The 309-nt window shown below is 34.6% G+C and carries 1 protein-coding gene; it reads right to left on the reverse strand.

Going from position 1 to position 309, the window contains the following annotated elements; genetic code table 11:
* Nucleotides 1-182, reverse strand: a 182-nt coding sequence (locus CN601_RS21860; protein WP_142317400.1) for an antibiotic biosynthesis monooxygenase family protein, incomplete at its 3' end; no start/stop codon positions are given.
* Nucleotides 183-309: the final 127 nt, after the last annotated feature.

A 309-nucleotide genomic window follows, 5' to 3' on the forward strand; every position in this document is an offset into this window, starting at 1 on the left:
TCTTCTAATGTTTCCCAATGAACTAGTAGTATATATTTCCCCTTTACTTCCATACAACGCTGTAATTCGTGAGATATGTAACCTTTCATTGAAGAAATTATTTCTGACGCCCCACGAAATGCGTCTTCATAGTCATTTTCCATACCTTCCTTAACTTGTAGCATAACGGCTTCCAATATCATATAAAATCCCCTTTTCATAAGTAAATCAATATTATTTTTTTAAGAGCCCTTTTATTAATCTATACTTCCAGAAAGTGAGAAAGGAACTGATCGTTCAGCCCCTAAGTGTTGTTCAACTAATGCATGC

It is taken from the genome of Bacillus sp. AFS017336 (assembly GCF_002555445.1).
In the GTDB taxonomy this organism is placed as follows: domain Bacteria; phylum Bacillota; class Bacilli; order Bacillales; family Bacillaceae_G; genus Gottfriedia.